The organism is Ruegeria sp. YTSC003 (assembly GCF_059609785.1).
Genome location: NZ_JBXWMK010000005.1, coordinates 91,696 through 110,213, shown reverse-complemented (window position 1 = coordinate 110,213; position 18,518 = coordinate 91,696). Strand labels below are relative to the sequence as shown.

Sequence of the window (18,518 nt, the reverse complement as noted above, 5' to 3'; positions counted from 1 at the left end):
ATTTACACAGGCAACCCGACAACAAATCGCGCACCCAGCGGGTCCGAGGTGATATCGGCGTCGGTTGGTCGGATGTTTTCAGCCCAGATCACACCACCATGTGCTTCGACAATCTGCTTTGATATTGCCAGCCCCAAGCCCGAGTTGTTTCCGAAGTGTTCAGCGGGACGCTCGGAATAGAACCTTTTGAAGACCTTTGTCAGGGCCTGTTCAGGAATTCCGGGGCCGGTGTCTTCGACCACGACCAGCACCCTGTTTTCGCGCCGTCGGACCCAGACACGGATCGCATCGCTGTCCTCGCAGAACGAGGTGGCATTGGTAATCAGGTTGACAAAGACCTGCGCCAGTCGCGCCTCCAGCCCGTTGATTATGATCGGATTGGACGGCAGATCGGTTATATAGTCGATGCCCTTAGCCCGCGCATCTTCACCCAGATACTGGCTGATATTGCCAACCAGCTTCACCAGATCAAACGGCTGTTCTTCTTCCTTGACCAGTTCGGCATCCAGACGGGACGCGTTCGAGATATCGCTGACCAGACGGTCCAGACGGCGAACATCATGTTCGATCACACCCATCAGCTTTTCACGTTGGTCATCGCGTTTGACCATTCGTAACGTGCCCACGGCAGACTGAAGGCTGGCCAGAGGGTTCTTGATCTCATGCGCGACATCAGCGGCGAACTGTTCGTTCGCGTCAATTCGGTTATAAAGCGCGGTGACCATACCCCGCAGCGCGCGGCTGAGCAGACCGATTTCATCCGGACGCGCGGTCAGGTCTGGGATGCGGATACGGCCGGGGTTCACTCCGGCGCCCCGGTCCTTACCCAGTTCGGCGGCCGCCGCAAGATCCGCCAACGGGTTTGCGATGGTTGAGGCGAGAACAAGGCTTAGTCCGATCGACACAAGAAGCGCGACAACAAACATCTGAAGGATGCGCTCCTGCTCGCGACGGGCGAGGGCGTCAATCTCTCCGGATGGCCCGGCCATGGCAACGGCCCCTACCGCGACGCCATCTTGCAGGATCGGGGCGGCTGCAACAATGACCGTTTCGCCAAAGTCATCCTTGACGGCCTGCACCTGCATCTGCCCCTGCAGCGCGCCGGGAACTATGGTCTGTACCCGTTGCGCCAGGGTAGGCGCTTCGCTGGGTTCTGTGGCGGAGAACACACGCGACAAGCCCGTCCACACGGCGTTCAAGGCGTCGCTGATCAAGGTACTGCCGGTCTGAACCTCGGACTCGGACGCCAACAGCGCCTGCTCGGATGCTGCGCCACGCGCCCATCCAATCAGAGTTCCCCGTTCGTCATAGACAAAGACCTCGCCCCCTTGGGGCAATGTAAGGCCCTCCAGCGTGTCCTTTACGTCCAGTGTGCCGGCATCCTGTGACAGGCCGGATGCTGTCTGGCGCAACTGTGCTTCGAACACGTTGCTGACCAACTGCGCATCCCCGATCAGATTGCGCGCGGTCTGCTGAACCTGCTCATCACGGGAATCGTCCAGATACAGCAACCCGGTGACAAGGATCACCAAGGCGATCAGGTTGAGCGTGATGATCTTGCGCGCAAGCGGCGAGCCGCGCATTGCAAACAAGCCGCGGCGGCGGCGCGCGTGCCGAAGTTCGGCTGACTCGGGATCCTGCGGGATGACCCAATCATCCCCCAGAACGACATCACCGTCCCGCAATTCGCTGGCTTGTTCCGTATCGCGCACGAGACTTGGTTACCCCTAGTTTTTGGCCACGCCTATTCTTCGTTGTACCTGTACCCAATTCCGTACAGTGTTTCGATCGCCGAAAACTCAGGATCTGCGGCGCGCATTTTCTTGCGCAGTCGCTTGATGTGGCTGTCGATCGTGCGATCATCCACATAGACCTGATCATCATAGGCTACATCCATCAGCTGATCGCGGCTTTTGACAAAGCCCGGTCGCTGAGCCAACGCTTGCAACAACAGAAACTCGGTTACGGTCAAAGAAACGTCCGAGCCCTTCCAGCTGACCGCATGGCGCAGAGGATCCATCCGCAGATCGCCGCGTTCCATAACCTTGGCGTCACCTGTGTTGGCGGTTGCCACATCGCCAGTTGTCGCCTCTTGCCGGCGCAGCAGCGCGCGGATGCGTTCAACCAGAAGACGCTGGGAAAAGGGTTTCTTGACGTAGTCGTCCGCGCCCATGCGCAGGCCAAGAACCTCATCTATTTCGTCATCTTTGGAGGTAAGGAATATCACCGGCATCTGAGTTTTCTGCCGCAGCCGCTGCAACAGATCCATCCCATCCATCCGCGGCATCTTAATATCCAGAACAGCCATATCAGGCAGTTTCTTGTTGAAAGCGTCCAGCGCCGCCTGCCCATCATTATAAGTTTCAACCTCGAACCCTTCGGCTTCGAGTGTCATGGATACGGACGTCAGAATATTTCTGTCGTCGTCCACCAATGCAATCTTCGACATCGGGTTAACCCCTATTCCTGCTCACTCACGCAATAATTCGCTTATTAGTAGGGCATCTTTGTCGTTTTTATGGCCGCGAATCAATCCGTATCTGCGAATCGTGAGATTGTTGTCACACAGATGCGGCAAAAAAGCCGTTAATGCGCGCGGAAAAACGCCTTGTTTTCCGACAGGAAATTAGTGGTGGCGCTAAACTTTAACTTGGTTGCGCTAACTGCGCCAAACCGTCCTGTTCATGCCCCAAACGACCATGTTAAGACCCGCCCATCCGCCGGTTTTTCCCGGTATACTGCCCCAAGTGCGCCCCCCGGCCCAACCGCCGACGCGCCGCCACAGGAGAAGAAACGCATGACATCTGGACGGGTTAACCCGCAATTCCGCCTCGAAGATCAGGGCATCGAGGGTCTGGGCAATGTCTATTACAACTTCATGGAACCGGCGCTGATCGAAGAAGCGCTGAAGCGCGGCGAAGGCACTCTTGGCAATGGCGGCGCATTCCTGGTCACCACCGGCAAATTCACCGGCCGTTCGCCCAAGGACAAACACGTCGTCAAAACCGACAGTGTTGCCGACACAATCTGGTGGGAAAACAACGCCGCGATGACCCCCGAAGGGTTTGACGCGCTGTATGCCGATATGATCGAGCATATGAAGGGCCGTGACTACTTTGTGCAGGATCTTGTCGGCGGCGCCGATCCCGCCTATTCGATCAATGTGCGCATGGTCACCGAACTGGCATGGCACAACCTGTTCATCCGCCACTTGCTGCGCCGTCCGGATCGCGAAGATCTGGAAGAGTTCATTGCAGATTTCACCGTCATCAACTGCCCCAGCTTCCAGGCCGACCCGGCCAAGCATGGCTGCCACAGTGAGACCGTGATTGCGCTGAACTTCGACCGCAAGCTGATCCTGATTGGCGGCACCGAGTACGCGGGGGAGAACAAAAAGTCTGTCTTCACCCTGCTGAACTACATGCTGCCCGAAAAAGGCGTAATGCCGATGCATTGCTCGGCCAACCACGCCGTTGGCAACCCGGTCGACACCGCGGTGTTCTTTGGCCTGTCCGGCACTGGCAAGACCACCCTGTCGGCAGACCCTGCCCGCACGTTGATCGGCGATGACGAGCATGGCTGGTCGGATCGCGGCACCTTCAACTTCGAAGGCGGTTGCTATGCCAAGACCATCAATCTGAACGCCGAAGCCGAGCCGGAGATCTACGCGACCACCAGCAAATTCGGTACTGTGATCGAGAACATGGTCTTTGACCCCGAAACCAAGGAATTGGATTTCGAGGATGACTCGCTGACTGCAAACATGCGCTGCGCCTATCCGCTGGAGTATATCTCGAACGCCTCGAGCAGCGCGCTGGGTGGGCATCCCAAGAACATCATCATGCTGACTTGTGACGCATTTGGTGTCCTTCCTCCGATCGCGCGGCTGACCCCAGCACAGGCGATGTATCACTTTCTGTCGGGCTTCACCTCGAAAGTAGCGGGTACAGAGCGTGGCGTCACCGAGCCTCAGCCCACCTTCTCAACCTGCTTCGGCGCGCCCTTCATGCCGCGTCGCCCGGAAGAATACGGCAACCTGTTGCGCGACAAGATCGCCCAGCATGGTGCGACTTGCTGGCTGGTGAACACTGGCTGGACAGGTGGTGCCTATGGTGTCGGCAGCCGTATGCCAATCCGCGCGACCCGCGCGTTGCTGACAGCTGCCTTGGAAGGATCGCTGCGCGACGCCGAATTCCGCAAGGACGCCAATTTCGGATTTGACGTCCCGGTCTCCGTGCCCGGTGTGGCCGAAGTTCTGCTGGATCCGCGCCGCACCTGGGATGATCAGGCCGCATTCGACAAGCAAGCGGAAAAACTGGTGCAGATGTTTGCAGAGAACTTTGAGCAGTACCTGCCCTTTATTGATGATGACATCAAAGCCGTAGCAATCGGTTGATATCCAAAGGGGGCGGTTTTCGCCCCTTTTCTTTTCTCCGGGCGAGTAACCTTTCTGCAATCTTCCTGTGGTTGTATAATGCACCAAGCATATACAAATTCATTGCCCGCTGCAGCAGATTGCAGTACTTCACTGTGTCATTATGACGTAAAAGCCCGGCGCTTGCGCACCGGGCGGGAAGTAAAAAGACCTTGGGGACACTCAATAAGCGCGCACTCACATTCGCGATTTGAGCAACCTAATCAGGTATCTAGTTTAATCCATCGGGGATGGGTGTCAATATGAGACATGCTGGAAAAATTCTGTTTCAGCGAGTTTCTAACTTTCGCTCCAGCGCGAAAGGCGGCAAGGAAAACAACAGGTAGGCAAATGACGGAAATCTCGAAACTGACCGAACTTCGCAAACTGATGCAAAGTATGGAACGGACCCTTGGACTGGAACAACTCTCTCCGGTTGAGCGTGACATTTACTACGCGGCCGAAGAATTGTCGAAAGCCGATCAAGAAGTCCGCACCTTCGGTCTGATCGAGCACACCCTTGTTCAGAGCGTCTCGCGCCCGACATTCTTCCGCGCGCTGAAATCGCTGGTTCAAAAGGGCTATCTGTCCCAAAGCGGCAATGCCAACCGGGGGCGGTATATCGTACATGCGCCCAGGTGACACCGCCAACCTGCGTGTTGATGGCTAATCATCGTGCGCAGATGGGCCTCTGACACTTTCTTCGCCTCACTGGCTTACATAGTTGCATCATTCCTCACCTTTGAGGTCTTGATGCCGCTGCAAAACGTGTTCTTTCCGGAATATCCAAGCCGGGCCAGCCTGCTGTTCCTACCTCACGGGGTTCGGGTCCTGGCGGCGTGGCTATTAGGGTGGCGTGCGATTTTCGCATTGTTGCCGGGCGTCTTTGCAGTCTTTGCATTCCTGGGGGGTGCGGATGTCTTTTTGCCCAGCCGCTTGTTGGCAATTGTCATCGCGGTCACAACGGTTCCCACCGTGTTCTACTTGCTCAAGTGGGCAGGTTGGGACTTGTTCCCCAGACCCGATCGCAAACCCTGCTGGTTGTGCGTCATGGGTGTCGGCGTGATCACGTCGTTCTTGGCATCCGCTATGACAAACATGAGTTTTGGCAGCGCAGGGGTAGAGTACATCGCCTTTCTGATCGGCGATATCTCAGGGCTGTTTTTCCTGATGCTGGGGCTTTACTTCGCGTTTCGGTATATGGACCGCAGAACTTAACCCATCAGACCGCGGCGCAGCAGGTTCAATCCAGCGGCCAACAGCACAACCAAAGTTACTTTGCGAAACAACGCCTGATCGATTCTCGATTGCAACTGCATACCCACCCACATCCCGATCACTGCTGGAGCGATCAGAGCAGCCGAGAACGGCGCCGTGTCGGCCCGCAGGATACCTGATCCCATATGGGCGACCATCAAGGCAATTGCGCCCAGCCCATAGATAACCCCCTGTACCCGCATTTGCACGGCTTTCGGTGTGTTCAGGGCCGTCAGGTACGCCACCGTTGGCGGCCCCCAAATACCAGACATACCGCCCACAAATCCTGCGACGGCCCCAATGAGAACCTCAACACGGGCCGATGGTTCTTTCAGCACCAGTTTCACACCCAGGACCTGGATCAAAGCAAAGAAGGTGATTGGAACGCCGATCATCAACAGGAAGGTCGATGTCGGCACCAAAGTGACCAGCTTGGCTCCGGCCAGAAGGAACACCAAGCCCACAATCAGAAATATACGAAACTCCCTGACCGACGACACGGCCGCGGAAACACCCTGTCCCAAAGCCTGAAAGACATTAGTTACCAGTGTCGGAAGGATCAGACCCGCGATGGCCAACTCGGGCGGCAGAAAGACACTCAACCCTGAAACCATAACCATCGGCATGGCAAAACCGACGATACCTTTGACCCACCCTGCCAGAAACGCAACGCTCAGAGCCAGCAGAAGATCCTGTGGAGGTAATAAAGAAAACAATGTCATGGCCCCCTGATATCATTCCTGACGGGCGCTGCACTGCAAAAACGTTCGAGAAATATTAGAACTTTTTCGCAACGTAATACGTATTTTTGTTGCGCTGCACGTGCAGCATGATATGACCAGACGACACGAGAAAAGGACACGATTCATGGCCCATGACGGACAGGATATGACCCAGATGACAACACCTGCGATTTTGCCCGATCTTCTGACGCTGACCCGTGCGGCCGCACCCGCCGTTGAAACAGTGTTCGAGCGTGCGCGCGAGTCGGTGCGCGGTATGGTTTCCGCCGATGGCCGTGTTTCCGGTGCCTTGATCGAAGCCAATCAAACTGCCGCCCATGGCTTGTCATGGCTGGCCACATATTCTCAGTCCCTGAAACAGATGCAACGCTGGGCCGAAACGCTGGAGGCCGAAGGCAAGTTCGGTGAAATCGAACAGTTGCTGCTCCAAATCGCCTTTGGCGAATACCTGCACCAGGTTGCGGGCGGCATTCCGATGAACCAGGGCGAAGTCGTGCGCCTGCAGGACATGGGTCTTGGCTGGGACGCGCTTTCCGGTTTTCAGATCCCCGAAATTCAAACGTTGATGGCGCAGGCCAATTCTCAGGCCGCCCGCAGCCGTCTGGTCAAGCTGATGGAAGATCAGGCAGGTGCCACCATGTTCGGTGCCTCGGGTCTGGACGAAGAGCTTGAGATGATCCGTGACCAGTTCCGCCGCTATGCGGTCGAAAAGGTCGAGCCCCACGCTCATGACTGGCACCTCAAAGACGAACTGATCCCGATGGAAGTCATCGAGGAACTGGCGGAAATGGGTGTCTTTGGCCTGACCATCCCCGAAGAATTTGGCGGCTTCGGCTTGTCCAAAGCCTCGATGTGCGTCGTGTCCGAGGAACTGTCACGCGGCTATATCGGCGTGGGCTCTCTTGGTACGCGCTCCGAAATCGCGGCCGAGCTGATAATCGCGGGCGGCACCGATGAACAAAAAGCCAACTGGCTGCCAAAACTGGCCAGCGCCGAAATTCTGCCGACCGCAGTTTTCACCGAACCAAACACCGGCTCGGATCTGGGCAGCCTGCGTGCACGTGCGGTCAAGAACGCGGACGGTGACTATGAAATCACCGGCAACAAAACCTGGATCACCCACGCGGCGCGGACCCATGTGATGACGCTGCTGGCCCGGACCAACCCGGACACCACCGATCACCGCGGTCTGTCCATGTTCCTTGCGGAGAAGACGCCGGGCACAGATGAGAACCCTTTCCCCACCCCCGGCATGACCGGCGGTGAGATCGAAGTTTTGGGCTATCGCGGCATGAAGGAATACGAGCTGGGCTTTGACGGTTTCAAAGTCAAAGGTGAAAACCTGCTGGGCGGTGAAGAAGGCAAAGGCTTTAAACAGCTTATGGAAACCTTCGAAAGCGCACGCATTCAGACCGCCGCCCGCGCCATTGGGGTCGCCCAAAGCGCGCTGGATATCGCGATGCAATACGCGCAGGATCGTAAGCAATTTGGCAAGTCGCTGATCAACTTCCCCCGCGTGTCCGGCAAACTGGCCATGATGGCGGTCGAAATCATGATCGCACGTCAGCTGACATATTTCTCGGCCTGGGAAAAAGACCACGGTCATCGCTGCGACCTTGAGGCCGGTATGGCCAAGCTGCTTGGCGCTCGTGTGGCCTGGGCTGCGGCTGACAACGGCCTGCAGATCCATGGCGGCAACGGGTTCGCTCTGGAATACAAAATCAGCCGCGTTCTGTGTGACGCGCGCATTCTAAATATTTTTGAAGGGGCTGCCGAAATTCAGGCACAGGTTATTGCACGGCGTTTGCTGGGCTAACCGGAATTAGGTATCCCGTTTCCCCAACTAGACCCGGCCTTGCGCCGGGTCATTTTCTTTATTCCGTACCCCAGTTTGAAATTCATGCCATCCGATCTGTGACCAGATAGAGACCTTTTCTGATCCTTGACCGAAAAAACTTCCCCCTTTGCTTTTTGTTGAAACCCCTTTAGGGCACGCTGCGACCCAGACCGGGCCCAAGGATGGTGATGACAGAATGACCCGACTATTATTTGCGCTTTGGGCGACCGTTGCAGCCCTGATACTGGGCGGATGCGCCACAACCCAACCTGTGGCGGGCTACACCGAGATGGACGAGCTGGCACTGGCGATCGAAAACCTTGGCCCCCAAGTCGATCCCGCCGAGGCGCAAAAGGCCGCCAACATCGCCTACACCTATTCGCAGCAACTGAAGCGGGATTGGAACGTCACAGACCCGGCGATTATCCACAACGCCAAGGTCATCAACGGGTTCCGGGAAAAGGGGTTGTGCAACGACTGGGCGCAGGCGATGAGCCGCCGCCTGCAGAAGGAAAACTTCCGCACTTTGGACATCCACTGGGCCACCTCGCCGCCAACCGCATTCCGGATCATCCACCACTCGGCAGCAATAAGCGCCAAGGGCGATACGATGAAGGACGGCATCATCCTCGACCCATGGCGCAACAGCGGTGCGTTGTTTTGGGATCAGGTAAGCGAGGACACCAGATACAACTGGAGGCCACGCCTGGACGTTCGCGAAGAACTTATCAGCGGCGAGATCCCGTACTGAGCTGGCTTCGCCGGTTCCCTCGGCACCGGTAAGAAAGTAAGACACCCGTATGATACGCCTGATCCTGACACTGCCCCTGATTGCTCTGTTTCAATGCGACAGGGACGAATCTGTTGCCGCCTACGGCGCCGCGGACCAGACTTGGGTGCTGCAGGAAATCGACGGACAGCCTTTCGAGGCCATCGCCATGTTGCGGTTCCCCGAAGAGGGCAAGATCGCGGGTAACGCCCCTTGCAACAGCTATAGCGGAACCCTGAACGCGCCCTACCCCTGGTTCGAGATTATGGACCTGACCGCAACACGTGCGGCCTGTGCCGGGCTTGAGGCCGAAGGCTTCTATTTCGCTGCGCTGATTGCGATGACGCAGTCCGAAGTATCCGGCGACCTGTTGATACTGCGCAATGATGACGGGCACGAAATGGTGTTCAAAGCCGCCGAGTGAACTGATCCACAAATCTTGCCCGCGCATCCGGCAAGGGGTTATGCCCCAGGGACGGGGCAAGATGGTGTTCCAGAAAGTAACCGGTGGTTTTCAACCCTGCGGCAATCTCAGCGTCCGGCGCTTGCCCCTCACCGCGCAAACAGGGTGGCAGGGGCAACAGCTTATCCGCCCATTCGCCAGCACCATCGGCGCTAACGGCTCGACCAGTCTTGGGGGAGACATAGACCAACCCATCCGCCGCCCCTGTCACAGCACAGGCCGACAGGTCCAGGCCAAAGCCCAGTTCTTCAAGCAACGCCAATTCCCAGCGCAGGTAAGCTAGCGGCCAGATTTCGTCCTGCCCCAGCAGATCCAACAACTGTTCGGTCTGTTTGTAGATCGCTGGATGCGGTTCACGCTCGGGCAGGCAAAAGGACAACAGCGCAACGGACGCGTTCAATCCTGCCAACGCCATCCGACCCGAAAATGCCGCTGCTGCACGTGAACGCAAAGGTTCAACCTGAAATGTGCCAAGGTGTTCTTCTAACCGCGCGCGCCATAAAACATCTATTTGCGCGCCGGGCTGCAGGATGGGGGCAATTTTGCGGCTGGTGCCACCGCGTACGACGCCTGCATGACGACCGTGGCCTTCGGTGAAGACCTCGATTATCGCCGCTGTCTCGCCATGACCGCGAGAGGTCAGAAGTATGCCGTGATCACGCCAGTCCAATTGGGCCTCGCACTGTTTGCCTTGCTCAACTTGACCCGGCATTGCGGGAAGCCGCAACCGCGAATACTTGACTCGCGGGCATTCCTATACTTAATTAACAATATTGTTAAACAAGAGGCCAGATCATGCGAGGCATCACAATCTCATACCGTTATGACGGTGATGAAGCCGAATGGCAGACCACTATCCGCACCTTTATCGAGGCGATCGACGCCGATCCTGAGGCGGCCGGAAAATTCACCTATCAGGTTGCGGTCGCTGATGACGGAAAGTCCCGGGTTCATTGGGGCCGCTGGGACAGCGCTGAGACATTGGCCCACGTGCAGTCGCAACCCTATTTTCAGGCCTTCGCACCCAAAGTAAAGCAATTCGCCGGTGAGACATTGACCACCACCGGGCACGATATCACGCTTAAAAGCAGCGGTTGGTGACGTCTTGGCACCGGACTGTGGCGGCCGGTCAAAACGTTAAACCGGCGTGGATCAGGATGCCCAGAACCATCAGGAGGTTCAGCACCATCGATATACCGTTGCCCAAATAGATGGGCAACTTACCGACCGCCAGCCCGTAGGCGAACCAAAGGAATGACAGCGCAGCATAGAGCGACCAAGACAGCAGAGACTGGCCGGTCGCGTGTTGCGAATGCGTGAAGTACAGCTTGATCAGCTGCGGCAACGTGGCAAAAGGGCCGACAACGCCAATGAAGACCATGAAGCCCTCAAACCGCTGCATCCAATGCCCAAATTCTGATTTTTCAAGCTTTTCAGCGAGTGTTTCGGCCACACACACCCCCATAATTTGTTCAAACGGTACGGCGATCCTCACCGACATAGTATAGGGTAAAATAGACGTTTTGACCCGAGTGACCAAGACCCGTTGAACCGCGGGCTAGTCCAACCCCTCTTCACCCAACAGATGCCGGCCTTGCCGGTCTTCGACTTCAATCACCCAGAGGTCCGGATCAAAACTGCGTTGCCGGGTGATGGCGTCGTCAACCTCTGCTTCGACGCCGGAGGAAAGCTCGACCCATTTGCGTTCACCGCTCATCAGATCAAAGCTGCGTTGGAACGCCACGGCGTGCCCGTCCAGAGTGTTCAATTTGACAAGCACTGCACCCGCCGTATCGTCGCCATGGGCTACGACAAACGCCGGGATTTCCTGAAAACGCAGCCGCGCCAGATAGGCGTGGACCCAGAAATCAGCCGTCAGGCGAGTCATGCATTACCGTCTTTGAAATCCAGACCCATTTCCGAGTAACGCTCGGATTCCTCGAGCCAGTTCGGACGCACTTTGACCTGCAGAAACAGATGTATCTTACGGTCCAGGAACTCTTCCAGTTCCGCCCGCGCGGCCTGGCTGACCGCTTTGATCGTCTCGCCCTTTTTGCCTAGCACGATGCCCTTGTGACCATCGCGCATGACATAGATGATCTGGTCGATCTTGGCAGAGCCGTCTTTGCGCTCTTCCCAGTTTTCGGTCTCGACCGTCAGCTGATAGGGCAACTCCTGATGCAGGCGCAGGGTCAGTTTCTCGCGCGTCATCTCAGCCGCGATCATGCGCAGGGGCAGATCGGCGATCTGATCTTCGGGATACAGCCACGGGCTTTCGGGCAATTCCGCAGCCAGCCATTTGCGTAGATCCTCAACGCCATAGCCCTTTTCGGCGGAAATCATAAAGGTTTCGGAAAACGGGTAGCGTGCGTTCAGGTCACTTGTTAGGGCCAGCAGCACCTCAGACTGGACCTTGTCGATCTTGTTGATCGCCAGCGCAACCTTTCGGCCCTGCCCGATCTCTTCCAGACCTTCGAGGATACGTTCTACCCCTTCGGTGATGCCGCGATGCGCCTCGATCATCAGAACGACGACATCTGCATCCGCCGCTCCGCCCCAGGCCGCGGCAACCATGGCGCGATCCAAACGACGACGCGGTTTGAACAGGCCGGGTGTGTCTACAAAGACCAGCTGCGCATCGCCTTCCATTGCCACACCGCGAATGCGGGTACGGGTCGTCTGAACCTTATGCGTCACGATCGAAACCTTGGCCCCGACCATGCGGTTCAGCAGGGTGGATTTGCCTGCGTTGGGCTCTCCGATCAGGGCGATAAATCCGGCGCGTGTGGTCATGTGTCTGGCGTTCCTGGTTGCAAGTGCGCACCCCTATAGCAGAAAGGCCGCGCGGGCCAGAGGGATTTGTCGCATTGCGGTCATGCAAAATCGGTGGCACGCCTAATCCAGGCCGCGCCAAATCCAGCCAGGCGACCATCGGAAAATGAGGCAAGACATGAAACGTCGCGAGTTTCTTTTGGGCAGCGGGGCCGCTGCCGGCGCGCTGGGTCTGGGCGGTTTCGGGTTGGCGCAAGGCACGCCGGAGTTGACCATTCAACCAGCAAGCTTTGCCCTGCGGGATACGGTGACGACCGGAATGGTCAGCCTGTCCTCTAACGCACCGCCGCCGGTATTGTACGGCAAGCAAGGGGAAGTGATGTGGCTGCCCGTGCGCAATACCCTGTCGGAATACACGGCAATGCACTGGCACGGGATGCGGATCGCGAACAACATGGACGGGGTGCCTTACCTGACCCAAATGCCATTGGGTGAAGGTGAGGCCTTCACCTATGAATTCACTCCGCCCGATGCAGGCACCTACTGGTATCATCCACATTGCATGACGATGGAGCAGATGACCCACGGCCTGACGGGCGTCATGGTCATTGCCGAACCCGAAAACCCCGGTTTTGACAGCGAACAGGTGATCAACCTGCGCGATTTTCGGCTGGACGATGATGGTGCGTTTTTACCCGCCTATACCCAGCGCGGCGCCGCACGGGCCGGGACCTTTGGCAATGTCCACACTGCCAATTGGCTGCAAGGGCCTATCTACGATCACGCCGCAGGCAGTCTGGTGCGACTGCGGGTGGTGAATACGGACACAACGCGCATCTACAAATTACATCTTGAGGGTGGCGATGCGCGGATCATCGCGTGGGATGGCCATCCGCTTGAGATCAGCATTCCAATGCCCAGCGCAGATGAGCCACTTCTGGTGGGACCAGGTCAGCGCGTGGATTTTGCGGTTGCAATGCCCGGCGACGAAGGGAGCAACGTTGCGCTGATGGCCAAACTGCCCGGTCAGCCGCACAGACCTATGGCACAGCTGCGCGCGATTGGATCATCGGCGGCACGGGACCTGCAAGAATTGCGCCCTCTGCCATTAAACCCGGTGTCCAAACCCGATCTGACCAACGCCGAGCTGCACGAGTTTGTTTTTGGTTGGACCCCCGAAGGAGGTCAGCCCAACAATGGATCCTGCGGCTCGCTGGGGTATAACTTCTGGTCCATCAATCGCAAACCATGGCCCGGTGACGCGGCAAAGGGTGTCGGTCCGCTCGCAACGCTGGAAATGGGCAAAACCTATGTCTTGCGACTGCGAAATGAATCCCCGAACCTGCACCCGATCCACCTGCACGGGCTGGCGTTTGTCCCGCTACGGTCGAACCTGCGACAACTGCCGCCCCTGATGACCGACACGATGCTGCTGCTGAAGGACGAGGTGGCCGAGATCGCGCTGGTCGCCGATAACCCGGGCGACTGGGCATTTCACTGTCATGTCATAGAGCACCAGAAGACCGGGCTAACAGGATTTATCCGAGTGGTATGAGGGGCGCACTAGACGCCCCCCTTTGACTCATCCGTTCTGACGTTCGATCAGGCGCAGAACGGCAACCATGACGATCCCGTAAAAAACATGCCCGATCAACGCGACCCAGGTGATCGCCGAGAAGTTCAGGAAAGTCGGCAATCCGGACAAGGTGGTGATCCCGCCCAGGGCAAAAACCCAAAGGCCAAACCCATAGATGGCCGAGGCGACGAACATATGAACCGGGCCAAGGACCTTAACCCAGATCGGCTTGAAGATCAGAAACCACCCCATCGGGTAGGCAATCAGACCCACAAGGTAGAAATGCACGAAGAAACCAAGGAAGGCATTGCTGGGCAAGCCGAGACTGGCCAGCAGGCTTTGGGCCAGTCCTTCGGGCGACAGATTGGCCCAGCCGATGCCGGGGCTGACAACCTGCCCCCAGAAATCGAAGGCGATCGTGGCGATAAAACCGGCGATGAACAAAAAGCCGATATTCACGGTAGTCAGTTTTGCGTTTTGCATGGAAATGCCTCAACTCATTGTATCAATTTCGCTTTGCTCGCTTGTTCTTAGACATGCGCCAAAGCGGATGATGTTCAGATACGACTGCGACCCGAGGTCTGCCATAGGCCTCAAGTTAGATTGAGAATTGTGACATGTTCGGGCTGTCGAGGGTTGCTATTTCAACTGATCCAGTAGCGCCTTTGCGGCGGCTTGTTCCGCCTGACGTTTCGACCCCGCCGTTGCCTGCGCTTCGGTCCCGTCCTGCAACCGAGCCGCAATAGTAAACACCGGGGCGTGATCGGGGCCGCTGCGCTTGACCTCGACGTAAGCGGGCGGCTTTTGCCCGCGCGCCTGCGCCCATTCCTGAAGCGAGGTTTTGGCGTCGCGCGCATCCGCTTCAACGTTGTGGACGCGATCCCCCCACAGTCGCAGGATGACGTCGCGCGCGGCCTCGAAACCGGCATCGCGATAGATTGCGGCGATTACAGCCTCCATCGCATCACCCAGCAAGGCCTGTTTGCGGCGCCCGCCTGACAGCATCTCGGACCGGCCCAGTTTCAGCACCACGCCAAGATCGATCTGCCGGGCCACATCAGCGCAGGCCTCTTTGCGGACCAACGCGTTGAACCGAGGAGCCAACTGCCCTTCTGATGCTTTTTTGTCGGCCTCCAACAGCGCGGTGGCCATGACAAGACCCAAAACCCGATCGCCCAGAAACTCCAACCGCTGATTGTCAGGTCGTGTCGAGGACGAGACCGATCCATGGGTCAGGGCGCGCACCAGCAGTTCAGGGTTCGAGAATTCGTACCCCAGACGCTGCTGGAACGCCTTTATCTCGGTCGAAAGCTTCAATTGACCGCCTTGAAGAAGCGATCCCCGCGCCACGTCCAGAAGAACAGCATCGACCGGCCAGCGGATGAGAACAGGATGCGATCAGCCCGCCCGATCAGGTCTTCGTAAGGCACATAGCCGACGCCGCCTGCGGATTGCGGCACGCGACTGTCGCTGGAGTTGTCGCGGTTGTCACCCATGAAAAAGTAATGGCCTTCGGGAACCGTGTAGATGCCGGTATTGTCAGCCGCCTGATTGCCGATGTTCAGCACTTCGTAAGACACATCGTTTGGCAGTGTTTCGATCATACGCGATTTTTCGCAGACACCGCCAAAGCCGACAGGACCGTTTTCGCAGCGCGGGCGCAGACCTTGCGAGCCTTGTGGTTCGGCGACTTCGGTGAATACACCATCGGGTTCTTGTTGCACTGGCGTACCGTTCAGAATGATCTGACCGTCCCGTACTTGAATACGGTCCCCGGGCAGACCGATCAGACGTTTGATGTAATCGCGGCCGCTGACCGGGTGGCGGAAAACAATGACGTCACCGCGTTCGGGGTCGCCGCCCCAGATACGAGTGTTTTCATCGCTCTGCATCCAGCCGCAGAGATCTTCGGCGTCAACATTCAGGCCGACGCTTGGGATGATCAGGCTGGGGCAAGACGCGTAGGAATAACCGTAAGACATTTTGTTGACGAACAGGAAATCCCCGATCAACAAGGTGGGCTTCATCGAACCCGACGGAATCCAGAATGGCTGGAACAGGATCGTGCGGAAGACGCCCGCGATCAGCAGGGCATAGACGATGGTTTTGATCGTCTCCCAAACGGCGTTACCTGTTTTGGCTTCCTCGGCCATACTGCTCTCCGGTCGTTTATTCGTTGGGGTGCTACATGCGGGTCGGTTGGGGGCAAGTCAAGACTGCGCAGGCGCATCGTGAAGCGGACGCGCCTCGATCACCACGAATGCCTGTGCCCAAGGGTGATCGTCGGTCAGGGTGACGTGGATAATCGCCTCATACCCTTCGGGCGTCATCTCTTTCAGCCGATCTGCCGCCCACCCCGTGACATGCATCACAGGCTGACCCGTGCGCAGATTGGTCACCGACATGTCCTTCCAGGCGATGCCCATGGCCAAACCGGTGCCCAGCGCCTTGGAACAAGCCTCTTTCGCGGCCCAGCGTTTGGCGTATGTTCCCGCAACATCAGCGCGACGTTCCGCTTTGCTCTGTTCGATTTCGGTGAAGACACGATTGCGGAACCGATCTCCGAACCGATCCAATGTGCCCTGAATGCGGTCGATATTTGCAAGATCTGTGCCGATGCCGAGTATCATGACAGCCGCACAGTCAAAATCTTGTAACTCGCGACCCCAAAGAACCCGGCAAAGGCGAAGTCGAACCACCGGCGAGCGCGGCGGTAGGCCTGCACCATACGCTCGGAGGAAAAGAGGAAGGCGTAGCCGATGAAGATCAACAACGATCCTGCGTAAAGCATGGCGAAATAGCCCAGCAACATCGAAAGGCTGGCATCATTCGGGGCGACGATGGCATAGATCGAGCCCCAGCTCAGGATCGCCTTGGGGTTGGTCAGGTGGATAGCTGCGCCCTTTGCAAAGATTGTGCGTAGTGAGCCGGCCACCGGGTTGCCGATAGCAACTTCATCAGACGTCAGTGCCCGGCGCAGCGCTTTGAACGCCAACCAACCCAGATAGGCCACACCAACATAGCGGATGACCTCGAACACCCAGACATTGGCCAGCATGATTGCTGATAGGCCCAGCGCTGCGGCGATGCCCCAAGCGGCAGAGCCTGCGCAAATGCCCAAGGCAAAGACCAGGCCGGCGCGGCGACCTTCGTTCATTGCCGTTCCGGCAATCCCCATTGTTGCAGGCCCCGGAGAGCCACCGGCCATCAGCCAGGCAAACCAGATCGCAACAAATCCGGGTGTGATCATCCGCGCGCCTCATCCATTAGACGCCGCATCTCGGCCATGGCAGGCGTGAGGCCGCGAAAGATCGCCTCGCCAATAAGGAAGTGGCCGATATTCAGCTCGCGCACTTCGGGGAATGCCGCGATCGGTTGTACGGTGTCATAGGTCAGGCCGTGACCCGCGTGCACCTCAAGGCCCAATGAATGGGCAAAAGCGGACATTTCGCGCAGAGCTTCCAACTCACTGTTGGCCTTGTCCGCGTGGCCCTCAGCCATGGCATCGCAATAGGCACCGGTGTGCAGCTCGATCACTTCAGCGCCGATACGATGCGCCGCCTCGATCTGGCGCTGATCAGCAGCGATAAAGATCGATACACGACACCCGGCATCGCGCAGCGGAGCGATAAAATGAGCCAGTTTGTTTTCCTCGCGCGCGACTTCCAGCCCGCCTTCGGTGGTTCGTTCTTCGCGCTTTTCAGGGACGATGCAAACGGCATGCGGCTTATACCGCAAGGCAATTTTCTGCATCTCGGGCGTCGCGGCCATCTCAAAGTTTAACGGCACCGACAGGACCTCCATCAGGCCATCGATATCAGCGTCCGAGATATGGCGACGGTCTTCGCGCAGATGCGCGGTAATGCCGTCAGCCCCGGCCTCTTCCGCCAGCTTGGCGGCACGCAGCGGATCAGGATAGGCCCCGCCCCGCGCGTTGCGAACCGTGGCCACGTGGTCGATATTTACGCCAAGACGCGTGTGGTTGTCAGACATCGCTCGAATCCTTCTTAAGGCCCTGGTCAGAACCTAGGGCATTCATCAATGGAACGGCAGGCTTAGTTTCGGCCAAGCGTTTGATTTCGTCAAACTTTGCCTTGATCTTGTCGCGACGGCGCTGCTGATAGGTGCGGATCAGCGGCAAGCTGAGATAGGAGCAAATTACACCCGCCAAAATGCCCGGAAGAACGCCGCCAATCATGTAGGGAAAGAACACTTCGTTATAGAAGATGCTGAGCCCATGCCAGTCCGCGACACGATCGGTGAACATGGCAATAAAATTGTTCTTCAGATCACCCATTGCATCTGTGAACTTGCCCATCAGCCCATGTGTATCACCCTTGTGGAATTTGGTTCCCAGCAGGAAATGCCCGGTCTGCAGGCAAACCACGCCGATTGGCACATAGGTGAGTGGGTTGCCAAAGAATGTTCCACTCAGAGCCGCCAGAATATTGCCGTTCAGCAGGCGCGCCACCACGGCAGCGACAAGAAAATGCAATCCGTAGAACGGAGTGAATGAGGCAAAGACGCCTGCACCGATGCCACGCGCAATGCGCTCGGGGGAATCCGGCAGCCTACGAACACGATGCTTGACGTAGTGAAAGGCCCGCGTCCATCCACCACGGGGATAGACGAATTCAGACGCGATCTGGACAGGCGAGCGTCGGTCTCGGCGCTTAAATACCACTCC

General features: G+C 57.5%; 22 protein-coding genes. 8 read left to right on the top strand and 14 right to left on the bottom strand.

The features are described from left to right. Positions 1–2: 2 nt before the first annotated feature. Complete coding sequence (locus AC2FFH_RS11520; protein WP_496780119.1) at positions 3–1,712, bottom strand: sensor histidine kinase; 1,710 nt, start codon at positions 1,710–1,712, stop codon at positions 3–5. Positions 1,713–1,744: 32 nt separating this feature from the next. Further along, positions 1,745–2,449 (bottom strand): response regulator transcription factor, encoded by a 705-nt coding sequence (locus tag AC2FFH_RS11515; protein WP_496727077.1) that lies wholly within the window; start codon positions 2,447–2,449, stop codon positions 1,745–1,747. Between the two features lie 348 nt (positions 2,450–2,797). Here AC2FFH_RS11515 and AC2FFH_RS11510 point away from each other — a divergent pair, with 348 nt between their 5' ends. The 3 genes from AC2FFH_RS11510 to AC2FFH_RS11500 all read left to right on the top strand — a co-directional run bounded on the left by AC2FFH_RS11510 (position 2,798) and on the right by AC2FFH_RS11500 (position 5,632). Further along, positions 2,798–4,396 carry a phosphoenolpyruvate carboxykinase gene (locus tag AC2FFH_RS11510; RefSeq protein WP_496767165.1) on the top strand — a complete coding sequence of 533 codons (1,599 nt, stop codon included), beginning with the start codon at positions 2,798–2,800 and terminating at the stop codon, positions 4,394–4,396. Between the two features lie 369 nt (positions 4,397–4,765). Beyond that, entirely contained in the window at positions 4,766–5,056 is a 291-nt protein-coding gene (locus AC2FFH_RS11505; protein ID WP_058273655.1) for a hypothetical protein, read from the top strand. Between the two features lie 111 nt (positions 5,057–5,167). Further along, positions 5,168–5,632, top strand: a complete 465-nt coding sequence (locus AC2FFH_RS11500) for a hypothetical protein (RefSeq protein WP_496727075.1) — start codon at positions 5,168–5,170, stop codon at positions 5,630–5,632. On the opposite strand, the gene AC2FFH_RS11495 is transcribed toward AC2FFH_RS11500, so the two are convergent. Continuing rightward, entirely contained in the window at positions 5,629–6,393 is a 765-nt protein-coding gene (locus tag AC2FFH_RS11495; RefSeq protein ID WP_496727074.1) for a sulfite exporter TauE/SafE family protein, read from the bottom strand. The two genes, AC2FFH_RS11500 and AC2FFH_RS11495, sit on opposite strands and share 4 nt — an antisense overlap. 145 nt (positions 6,394–6,538) lie before the next feature. On the opposite strand from AC2FFH_RS11495, the gene AC2FFH_RS11490 reads away from it, so the two are divergent. From AC2FFH_RS11490 to AC2FFH_RS11480, 3 genes are all read left to right on the top strand, one after another. Further along, a complete protein-coding gene (locus AC2FFH_RS11490) occupies positions 6,539–8,230 on the top strand; it encodes an acyl-CoA dehydrogenase family protein (protein ID WP_496767166.1) in 1,692 nt (563 codons plus the stop codon). 217 nt (positions 8,231–8,447) lie between these two features. Continuing rightward, entirely contained in the window at positions 8,448–9,002 is a 555-nt protein-coding gene (locus AC2FFH_RS11485; RefSeq protein ID WP_496780121.1) for a hypothetical protein, read from the top strand. Positions 9,003–9,051: 49 nt separating this feature from the next. Beyond that, positions 9,052–9,444, top strand: a complete 393-nt coding sequence (locus AC2FFH_RS11480) for an META domain-containing protein (RefSeq protein ID WP_496780123.1) — start codon at positions 9,052–9,054, stop codon at positions 9,442–9,444. Here the strand turns inward: AC2FFH_RS11480 and recO are convergent. Beyond that, a complete protein-coding gene (recO, locus tag AC2FFH_RS11475) occupies positions 9,428–10,153 on the bottom strand; it encodes a DNA repair protein RecO (RefSeq protein WP_496780220.1) in 726 nt (241 codons plus the stop codon). The genes AC2FFH_RS11480 and recO overlap by 17 nt on opposite strands. A gap of 125 nt (positions 10,154–10,278) precedes the next feature. Between recO and AC2FFH_RS11470 the strand changes: the two genes are divergently transcribed. Beyond that, positions 10,279–10,584: a hypothetical protein gene (locus AC2FFH_RS11470; RefSeq protein WP_496727070.1), complete on the top strand. Its 306-nt coding sequence runs from the start codon at positions 10,279–10,281 to the stop codon at positions 10,582–10,584. A 28-nt stretch (positions 10,585–10,612) separates the two neighbouring features. Here AC2FFH_RS11470 and AC2FFH_RS11465 read toward each other — a convergent pair whose 3' ends face one another. The 3 genes from AC2FFH_RS11465 to era form a co-directional block, all read right to left on the bottom strand. Next, the gene (locus tag AC2FFH_RS11465; RefSeq protein ID WP_496780125.1) at positions 10,613–10,936 is read right to left on the bottom strand and encodes a SemiSWEET transporter; all 324 of its coding nucleotides are present in this window, start codon (positions 10,934–10,936) and stop codon (positions 10,613–10,615) included. 105 nt (positions 10,937–11,041) lie between these two features. Continuing rightward, positions 11,042–11,371 (bottom strand): DUF1491 family protein, encoded by a 330-nt coding sequence (locus tag AC2FFH_RS11460; protein WP_496740295.1) that lies wholly within the window; start codon positions 11,369–11,371, stop codon positions 11,042–11,044. Continuing rightward, positions 11,368–12,276 carry a GTPase Era gene (gene era / locus AC2FFH_RS11455; protein ID WP_058273275.1) on the bottom strand — a complete coding sequence of 303 codons (909 nt, stop codon included), beginning with the start codon at positions 12,274–12,276 and terminating at the stop codon, positions 11,368–11,370. Before era ends, AC2FFH_RS11460 begins: the two co-directional genes overlap by 4 nt. A 157-nt stretch (positions 12,277–12,433) precedes the next feature. Between era and AC2FFH_RS11450 the strand changes: the two genes are divergently transcribed. Then, positions 12,434–13,810, top strand: coding sequence for a multicopper oxidase family protein (locus tag AC2FFH_RS11450; protein ID WP_496767174.1), 1,377 nt, complete (start codon positions 12,434–12,436; stop codon positions 13,808–13,810). A 27-nt stretch (positions 13,811–13,837) separates the two neighbouring features. Here the strand turns inward: AC2FFH_RS11450 and AC2FFH_RS11445 are convergent, their stop codons facing one another. The 7 genes from AC2FFH_RS11445 to AC2FFH_RS11415 all read right to left on the bottom strand — a co-directional run bounded on the left by AC2FFH_RS11445 (position 13,838) and on the right by AC2FFH_RS11415 (position 18,515). Next, entirely contained in the window at positions 13,838–14,314 is a 477-nt protein-coding gene (locus tag AC2FFH_RS11445) for a hypothetical protein (RefSeq protein WP_496727065.1), read from the bottom strand. 156 nt (positions 14,315–14,470) lie between these two features. Further along, complete coding sequence (rnc, locus tag AC2FFH_RS11440) at positions 14,471–15,148, bottom strand: ribonuclease III (protein WP_058273658.1); 678 nt, start codon at positions 15,146–15,148, stop codon at positions 14,471–14,473. Next, positions 15,145–15,984 carry a signal peptidase I gene (lepB, locus tag AC2FFH_RS11435; protein ID WP_496844439.1) on the bottom strand — a complete coding sequence of 280 codons (840 nt, stop codon included), beginning with the start codon at positions 15,982–15,984 and terminating at the stop codon, positions 15,145–15,147. The genes rnc and lepB overlap by 4 nt, the downstream gene beginning before the upstream one ends. A gap of 57 nt (positions 15,985–16,041) precedes the next feature. Continuing rightward, positions 16,042–16,461 (bottom strand): holo-ACP synthase, encoded by a 420-nt coding sequence (gene acpS / locus AC2FFH_RS11430; RefSeq protein WP_496727062.1) that lies wholly within the window; start codon positions 16,459–16,461, stop codon positions 16,042–16,044. Further along, positions 16,458–17,081, bottom strand: coding sequence for a LysE family translocator (locus AC2FFH_RS11425; RefSeq protein ID WP_496767180.1), 624 nt, complete (start codon positions 17,079–17,081; stop codon positions 16,458–16,460). Before AC2FFH_RS11425 ends, acpS begins: the two co-directional genes overlap by 4 nt. Beyond that, positions 17,078–17,824, bottom strand: a complete 747-nt coding sequence (locus AC2FFH_RS11420; RefSeq protein ID WP_496844438.1) for a pyridoxine 5'-phosphate synthase — start codon at positions 17,822–17,824, stop codon at positions 17,078–17,080. Before AC2FFH_RS11420 ends, AC2FFH_RS11425 begins: the two co-directional genes overlap by 4 nt. After that, positions 17,817–18,515, bottom strand: a complete 699-nt coding sequence (locus tag AC2FFH_RS11415; RefSeq protein ID WP_058273282.1) for a DUF2062 domain-containing protein — start codon at positions 18,513–18,515, stop codon at positions 17,817–17,819. The genes AC2FFH_RS11420 and AC2FFH_RS11415 overlap by 8 nt, the downstream gene beginning before the upstream one ends. Between the last annotated feature and the right edge of the window lie 3 nt (positions 18,516–18,518).

What these genes read in the sequence shown, in the direction of transcription:
- AC2FFH_RS11515 (WP_496727077.1), bottom strand. Translation starts at nt 2,449, where the DNA reads ATGTCGAAGATTGCATTGGTGGACGACGACAGAAATATTCTGACGTCC.
- AC2FFH_RS11420 (WP_496844438.1), bottom strand. Translation starts at nt 17,824, where the DNA reads ATGTCTGACAACCACACGCGTCTTGGCGTAAATATCGACCACGTGGCC.
- AC2FFH_RS11445 (WP_496727065.1), bottom strand. Translation starts at nt 14,314, where the DNA reads ATGCAAAACGCAAAACTGACTACCGTGAATATCGGCTTTTTGTTCATC.
- AC2FFH_RS11425 (WP_496767180.1), bottom strand. Translation starts at nt 17,081, where the DNA reads ATGATCACACCCGGATTTGTTGCGATCTGGTTTGCCTGGCTGATGGCC.
- AC2FFH_RS11500 (WP_496727075.1), top strand. Translation starts at nt 5,168, where the DNA reads ATGCCGCTGCAAAACGTGTTCTTTCCGGAATATCCAAGCCGGGCCAGC.
- AC2FFH_RS11470 (WP_496727070.1), top strand. Translation starts at nt 10,279, where the DNA reads ATGCGAGGCATCACAATCTCATACCGTTATGACGGTGATGAAGCCGAA.
- acpS (WP_496727062.1), bottom strand. Translation starts at nt 16,461, where the DNA reads ATGATACTCGGCATCGGCACAGATCTTGCAAATATCGACCGCATTCAG.
- era (WP_058273275.1), bottom strand. Translation starts at nt 12,276, where the DNA reads ATGACCACACGCGCCGGATTTATCGCCCTGATCGGAGAGCCCAACGCA.
- AC2FFH_RS11460 (WP_496740295.1), bottom strand. Translation starts at nt 11,371, where the DNA reads ATGACTCGCCTGACGGCTGATTTCTGGGTCCACGCCTATCTGGCGCGG.
- AC2FFH_RS11505 (WP_058273655.1), top strand. Translation starts at nt 4,766, where the DNA reads ATGACGGAAATCTCGAAACTGACCGAACTTCGCAAACTGATGCAAAGT.
- AC2FFH_RS11495 (WP_496727074.1), bottom strand. Translation starts at nt 6,393, where the DNA reads ATGACATTGTTTTCTTTATTACCTCCACAGGATCTTCTGCTGGCTCTG.
- AC2FFH_RS11450 (WP_496767174.1), top strand. Translation starts at nt 12,434, where the DNA reads ATGAAACGTCGCGAGTTTCTTTTGGGCAGCGGGGCCGCTGCCGGCGCG.
- lepB (WP_496844439.1), bottom strand. Translation starts at nt 15,984, where the DNA reads ATGGCCGAGGAAGCCAAAACAGGTAACGCCGTTTGGGAGACGATCAAA.
- AC2FFH_RS11510 (WP_496767165.1), top strand. Translation starts at nt 2,798, where the DNA reads ATGACATCTGGACGGGTTAACCCGCAATTCCGCCTCGAAGATCAGGGC.
- AC2FFH_RS11480 (WP_496780123.1), top strand. Translation starts at nt 9,052, where the DNA reads ATGATACGCCTGATCCTGACACTGCCCCTGATTGCTCTGTTTCAATGC.
- AC2FFH_RS11485 (WP_496780121.1), top strand. Translation starts at nt 8,448, where the DNA reads ATGACCCGACTATTATTTGCGCTTTGGGCGACCGTTGCAGCCCTGATA.
- AC2FFH_RS11490 (WP_496767166.1), top strand. Translation starts at nt 6,539, where the DNA reads ATGGCCCATGACGGACAGGATATGACCCAGATGACAACACCTGCGATT.